This window comes from Thermogemmatispora sp. (assembly GCF_019683635.1).
In the GTDB taxonomy this organism is placed as follows: domain Bacteria; phylum Chloroflexota; class Ktedonobacteria; order Ktedonobacterales; family Ktedonobacteraceae; genus Thermogemmatispora.
Genome location: NZ_JADGIA010000268.1, coordinates 1 through 5,895 on the forward strand (window position 1 = coordinate 1; position 5,895 = coordinate 5,895).

Here is a 5,895-nt window from a genome sequence, read left to right on the forward strand (position 1 = left end):
GCAGGCAGAGTATCAGCGCGATCTGCTGCTCAAGAAGGCAGCCTTCGATGCCGAGGTCAAGAAGCAGCAGGCGGCTGCCGATAAGGCTTACGATATTCAGGCGAACATCATGCAGCAGCAGGTTGTCGAGGAGGCTATCAAGGTCACCGAGGTCGAGAAGCACGCGCAGATCCGTGTGCAGGAGGCCGAAATCCAGCGCCGCGAGTTGGAGCTACAGGCGACCGTTCAGAAGGCAGCAGAGGCTGAGCGCCGTCGTATCGAGACAGTGGCAGAGGCCGAGCGGCAGCGTCTGATCCTCGAAGCCCAAGGTCAGGCTGATGCTGCGCGTATGCGCGGGACGGGTGAAGCGGAAGCCGCACGAGCTCGCGGTATGGCAGAGGCTGAGGTCATCCGCGCCAAGGGTCTGGCGGAAGCTGAGGTCATTCGCGCTAAAGGCGAAGCCGAGGCCGAGGCCATGAAGGTCAAGGCCGCCGCTTATCACGAGTACAATCAGGCCGCCGTACTGGATAAGCTACTGACCAATATGCCAGAGATCGTACGCGCGATCGCTGAGCCGCTCAGCAAAGTCGATAAGGTGACGATTGTTTCAACCGGTAACAGCGCTAACGGTGTGGGTGCCAGCCGCCTGACAGGTGATATCATGAATATGGCGGCTCAGATTCCGGCCCTCTTTGAGCTGCTGAGCGGTGTAGGTATCAGTGAGCTGATGGCACGCGTTCCTACGCTCAAAGGCCAGACTGATCAGCAGGTTGCCAGCAGCGATGAGCGAGCCAGTGAGGCGGAGGCCGGAGTTGATCGCTCTGGAGTTAGTAACCATCAGGCATGAGATGAGAGCTTTCGACGCATCAGCAGCCATGTTTGTGTGCTGCAACGTCTTGTTTCTTTAAGCTAAGCGAGGTTGGGCGAGCCGCTGTCTGGCTCTTGTTCCTAGAACAGTGCTCGCTCTCCTCACTGGAGGGAAGGCGTCGAGAAGAGAAGCCACTGGCACTTCCTGCGACGCTTTCCCTTGCCTGCTATTGCAACCGCTGACGGTAGGTCCGCTATGCTTCTTTGGAAAGGGATGTGCTATGAACCTGTTGGAACGTGTCCTTACGCTGCTGCGCATCAATATCGATGCCTTCATTGAAAAGGCTCCTGATCCTCAGTCATCTCTTCGTCAGTTGCAGCTTGATATGCGCAATCAACTGGTGCAGGTGAAAACCCAGGTGGCAACAGCGATCGCCACCGCACACCAGCTCCAGCGCCGGGCGCGCGAGAAACAAGAGGAGGCTGCAGCCTGGCTCAAAAAAGCCGAGCAGGCCCTCCGGCAGGGGAACGAAGAGGCGGCTCGCTCTGCTCTTTTGCAGTACAATGAGGTCAATCGCCTCGCTCTCCGCTATGAGCAACAGCGTCAAAATCAGGAGCAACTTGCTCGCACTATGCGTGATGCCCTCCAGCAGCTCGAATCGCGACTGCGCGAATTGGAGGCTGCTAGTGATCTACTAGAAATGAAGCAGCGTCAGGAGCGTATTCAGCAGCACGTTCTCAACGAAAAGCAACGGCTTCAGCGAGACCTCGATCACCAGCGGGAGCAGCTCCAGCAGCGCCTCCTCGATGAGCAACAACGGCTTCAGCAGGAGATCGCTCGCCGTCGGGAACAGCGCCAGCAGCAGGCTTCTGGTGGGCAGCCCCGGCGTCAGCCAGAAAAAGCCCCGCGGGAGCAGGCTGCTTCATCTTCTCATCCTCTCTCGCCAGGAGTAACGCAGGAGCCGCAGCAGGCTCCGATCACCGAGGCCCTTGCTCCTTCCCTCTCCTCGCGGCAGCCGTCTCAGGTTCTACGTGAGAATAGTGGACTGGCAGCCATCGAGAAGGAGCTTCGTGAGTTAGAGGCTCGTAGTCATACTGGCGACCTTACGAGTGAACATGAGGAGGAAGGAAAGAAGAAAGCTCCCCCTGTCTCTGGGAGGGCACGCTTGGATTCGCGCAAAGCCACAGACAAAGCCCCAACGCGCACAACCGATGCCCTGGATAGGACAAGGCTCGCTGATCTTCCTCTCCTGCTGGAGACGCTGCAGTCAGGTCATCGGCCCCAGGACGATCTGTCCGAATGAAAGCGCTTAGCCTCCCGTAGCCTCCGTCGCTGGCCATGTGGGGCTACTCAGGTCCACCAGAGCGCCCAATCTGCCCGGCGTGGAGTGGGCGCCGCTTTCGCCGCATTGCCCGCTTCGAATCGGCCCAGAGCAGCCCAACGAATGACTAGTGACTAAAGAGCAGAGTAAAGACTATGAGGATGACCATGCCGATGACCATGCCGATGATGAAGGAGTATTGATCTCTCCGGCGCTGCTCCTCAGTTTTTTGAGATTTGCCCTGGCTTTCATCCATCGTTGTACTTCTCTCCAGTCGGCCTCTTACCAGTAGACATGACCGTGACACGCACGGCTTCGTCCTTTTGGATTATAGCGCAGCGGCAATCGCTCCCTCAACATTGGCCATCACTTCCATGCTTTCTTTCAGATCGGCCTCGCGCGTGGTGACCAGCACATGAAAGGCGGCGCTTCCTCCTTCGATGAGCCGCAGGAGCAAACGATGATTTGAGCTTGTCACCACAAGATCTTCGTAGGAACCCCAGCCACCTAGCTCCAGCGAGCGGAGAATACCCTGAATGATTGCTTTGAGATGGCCACCCACTGGCGAGAGGTCAAGATCATCCACCGAGACCTGAGCAATCGGCTGACCTTCCATGCTCAGGACCGCTGTGGCCACAAAACCAGGAATCGCATAGCCCAGCGTCTGCAATGCCGCCACAATGGCGCTAATGTTCCGTCGGACCGCTCGCGGCAAGGGACCACTCTGGCCGCTGGCCGGGCCAGTCTGGCTCGTCGAGCTGGCTGGTGAGGGACCACTGTGCGCTCCAAAGCCAAAGCTAGCGCTCGGCATACTGCCTGTGGTTGATGCGGCAGGACCCACTGCCGGGCGCGGGCCAGTCAGGGCACCCGTGTCAGGCAAAGCGGGACTCTCCTGACGCGCACCAGGAGTAGAGGAAGGCGAGAGCGAAAGGGGACCACTCCCTCGCCCAAGCGACATGAGGCTCTGCAGTGGTCCGCTACTGGGGGCGGCGCTCGCTGGATTGGAGTAGGCCATTGGAGGCTGACCATCACTGCCTCCAATGCGCCGCAGTCGAATGCCTGTATCAGTCGAGAGGGGGCGATGCAGGGGCTGCTCAGGACTGGCAGGACTTTGAGGAGCAGACGCGGGAGAGCGCTCTTCACCGAAGGCCGCTCCCTGTCTTTGGGTTGGTAAGACTGGTAGCTGCCCGGTGGTCAAAGGGGACCGGGAGGAAGGTATGACTGACGGTAGCTCAGCGTGCGTCGGCTGCTCTGTTAGCCATGAAGGTAGCTCTACGGAATCAGAGGCGGGCAGACGTTGTAAGCGATTGGGTGTTGGCACCTTCCCAGTGCTCCCGACGCCGGCGCCAGAGGCCGAGGCGGAGGTAGCAGCCAGATGACCGGTCACCGGTAGTGCTCTGCTTTCACTGCCTTGAGAAAGGTCTGCGTCTCGTCGCTGCTCACTGCTACCCAGCCTGGGTACATAGCCCGTAGCCATCCACCACTCGCGACCTCCGTCCTCACTCCCCCCTTCCCAGCTGGGACCGCTGCGGTTCGGCACCATTTCCTCCCGAGTTGCTGAGACCTGCACTTCCTCTCCCAGCAGGCCAAAGGGCGTATCGTCAATCTCTTCGAGCGATAGCGACCTCTGCTCCTGTTTCTCGTTATTCGCCTGTGGCCCAAATGCTGGCAGAGCAGCACTACTTAGCTCACCGCTCTGCTTTGCTCGATACTGCAGCGCCTGCAGAATCAGACGTGAGAGCGGTTGCGCAACATTCGGAGCAATCTCGCCCTCCCAGGACTGATAGGAGACGGTTCCATTGCGGTGCGCAGCCAGCGCAAAAAAAGCCTCCTCGCCACGCAACACCCCATACTCAGCCCACACCAGCTCCCCATTCTGAAAGCGTAACAGGCCGCGCTCGCCCTGGTCTGTGCTGACAACGAGGGCGATCTTCTTGCGGCTCATCGTTACAATCTGAATGACATCGAGTAGATCGAACGAGTCCAGGCTTGCAGAAAAACCCGGCTGGCTGAGCAGGCGCCGCACCTCCATTCTCAGCCGCTCCAGATTGAGGGGCTTATCAACGAGGGCGGCCACACCGCGCTCTAGGGCCTGCGTTCGTTCCTCACCTGCCTCGGGCGGGGTCAATAAGAGCACCGCAGTGCGTGGATAGTAGAGGCGCAACCAGCGCACCAGTTCAAAATCATCGGCGCTGGCCAGCTTCAACTCAGCAATCACCAGATGATGCATCTCGCGCCAGAGTACGCGAAGAGCCTCGGCAGTTCCGCTTACTCCCTGAACCAGATACCCATCAGCGCGCAGGGCTGTGAGCATGGCCCGACTCTCTTCTGCATCATCAGTGACTACCAGAACGCGCGACTGCTCCGACATTTTCAGCATCCTCGTGAGGGTTGACTATCTCTGATCACATTCTTGAGAAGCAGGCGCACAGCTCACTTTTGGTATCCTCGTGCTTGGCCTGCTTTCGGCACCTCATGCGGCTGATCCTCCCTGCCACACAGCGCTCGTTCCCTTCTCTCGCTACGGCACGATGATACCACGCTAGTGCTGGGTTGGCAAGCGGACAAGCCTTTCCACCTCAATCCAGCACTGCAGAAGTTGACTCTTGCCCTTCAGTGGTGACAGGCAGGAAAGCAGGCAGAAAAGAGATGGCTACGGCTGCTGCTCTTAGGTACATAGTACTGGAAAGGGACCGGTTTTGAAAAGATTCTCCCCAAGAGAGGTTACTCTCGCGCTCCCTTGAACAGAGAGGAAGCTGCTAAGGTTCTTCCCTTTTCTGGCCATACCTGGCCACAGACAGCTTGACTGGCTGATGCTCCCTCCCGGCTAGCGGAGCGAGCATCAGGGGATGCGGTCTACGCACGGCTGTACCCGGTACGGACGTGCACGAGGTCCAGCCTTTGGGATATGCTATAGAAATAGAAGAAGAGAGAAGCCCCTATTTCCTTGCCTCTGGCTTCTCTGTCTCAACTCACGCGAGCAATCAGCGAGGACAAAAGAGCATGAAGGAAAGCGAAAGCGCACAACTGCAAGAGAAAGAAGCCTGGAAGCGGGCAGTAGGCGAAGCTGCCGCCGCACTGATCGAACCAGGCATGGTGATCGGCCTGGGTAGCGGCTCTACCGCCGAGTGGATGATCCGCGCTCTGGGGCGCCGGCTCCAGCAGGAAGGTTTGCGGATCACCGGAGCAGTCCCTACCTCAGAACGGACCGAAGCCGTGGCGCGCGAAGTGGGCATTCCCCTCACAAACCTTGATCATTACCCCGAGCTGGACCTCGATATCGATGGTACCGACGAAATCGATCCTCACCTCCATCTCATTAAGGGCGGCGGCGGAGCTTTGCTCCGCGAAAAGGTGGTAGCCTCAGCTTCGCGCCGCTTCGTTGTGATCGCCGATGTCACCAAGCAAGTGCCAGTGCTCGGCTTCCATGTTCCCCTGCCTATCGAAACCGTGCCCTTCGCTTTGACTCCTGTCAGACGTCGCCTTGAGGCCCTGGGCGCTGAGGCCCGTTTGCGTCAGCGCGATGGTCAGCCTTTCTACACAGACAATGGCAATCTCATACTGGATTGCTACTTCCCCAATGGTATCGCTGACCCGGGCGAGTTGGAGAACCGGCTCCGGCGCATCGTGGGCGTGGTCGAAACGGGCCTGTTTCTGCATATGACCACCGAGGCACTGATCGCCGGTCCAGCAGGCATCATCCACCTGTCTCGCCGCTCCGAGGCCGATAGCAGCACCACAGCTGGGCCTGCTGTTCCTTGACAGCTCACTTGCTTTGTCATTATAA

General features: G+C 58.8%; 5 protein-coding genes. 3 read left to right on the forward strand and 2 right to left on the reverse strand.

From position 1 onward, the window contains the following. The coding region (locus tag IRZ31_RS19665) for a flotillin domain-containing protein (protein ID WP_297156926.1) at positions 1-826 on the forward strand (826 nt) is incomplete at its 5' end. Between the two features lie 241 nt (positions 827-1,067). After that, positions 1,068-2,090, forward strand: a complete 1,023-nt coding sequence (locus tag IRZ31_RS19670) for a PspA/IM30 family protein (RefSeq protein WP_297156929.1) — start codon at positions 1,068-1,070, stop codon at positions 2,088-2,090. 145 nt (positions 2,091-2,235) lie between these two features. On the opposite strand, the gene IRZ31_RS19675 is transcribed toward IRZ31_RS19670, so the two are convergent. Together IRZ31_RS19675 and IRZ31_RS19680 are read right to left on the reverse strand one after the other, a co-directional pair. After that, a complete protein-coding gene (locus IRZ31_RS19675) occupies positions 2,236-2,364 on the reverse strand; it encodes a hypothetical protein (RefSeq protein ID WP_297156931.1) in 129 nt (42 codons plus the stop codon). A gap of 72 nt (positions 2,365-2,436) precedes the next feature. Further along, on the reverse strand, positions 2,437-4,479 hold the full coding sequence (locus IRZ31_RS19680) for a DUF4388 domain-containing protein (protein WP_297156934.1): 2,043 nt from the start codon (positions 4,477-4,479) through the stop codon (positions 2,437-2,439). Between the two features lie 632 nt (positions 4,480-5,111). Here IRZ31_RS19680 and rpiA point away from each other — a divergent pair. Then, on the forward strand, positions 5,112-5,870 hold the full coding sequence (gene rpiA / locus IRZ31_RS19685) for a ribose-5-phosphate isomerase RpiA (RefSeq protein ID WP_297156936.1): 759 nt from the start codon (positions 5,112-5,114) through the stop codon (positions 5,868-5,870). Positions 5,871-5,895: the final 25 nt, after the last annotated feature.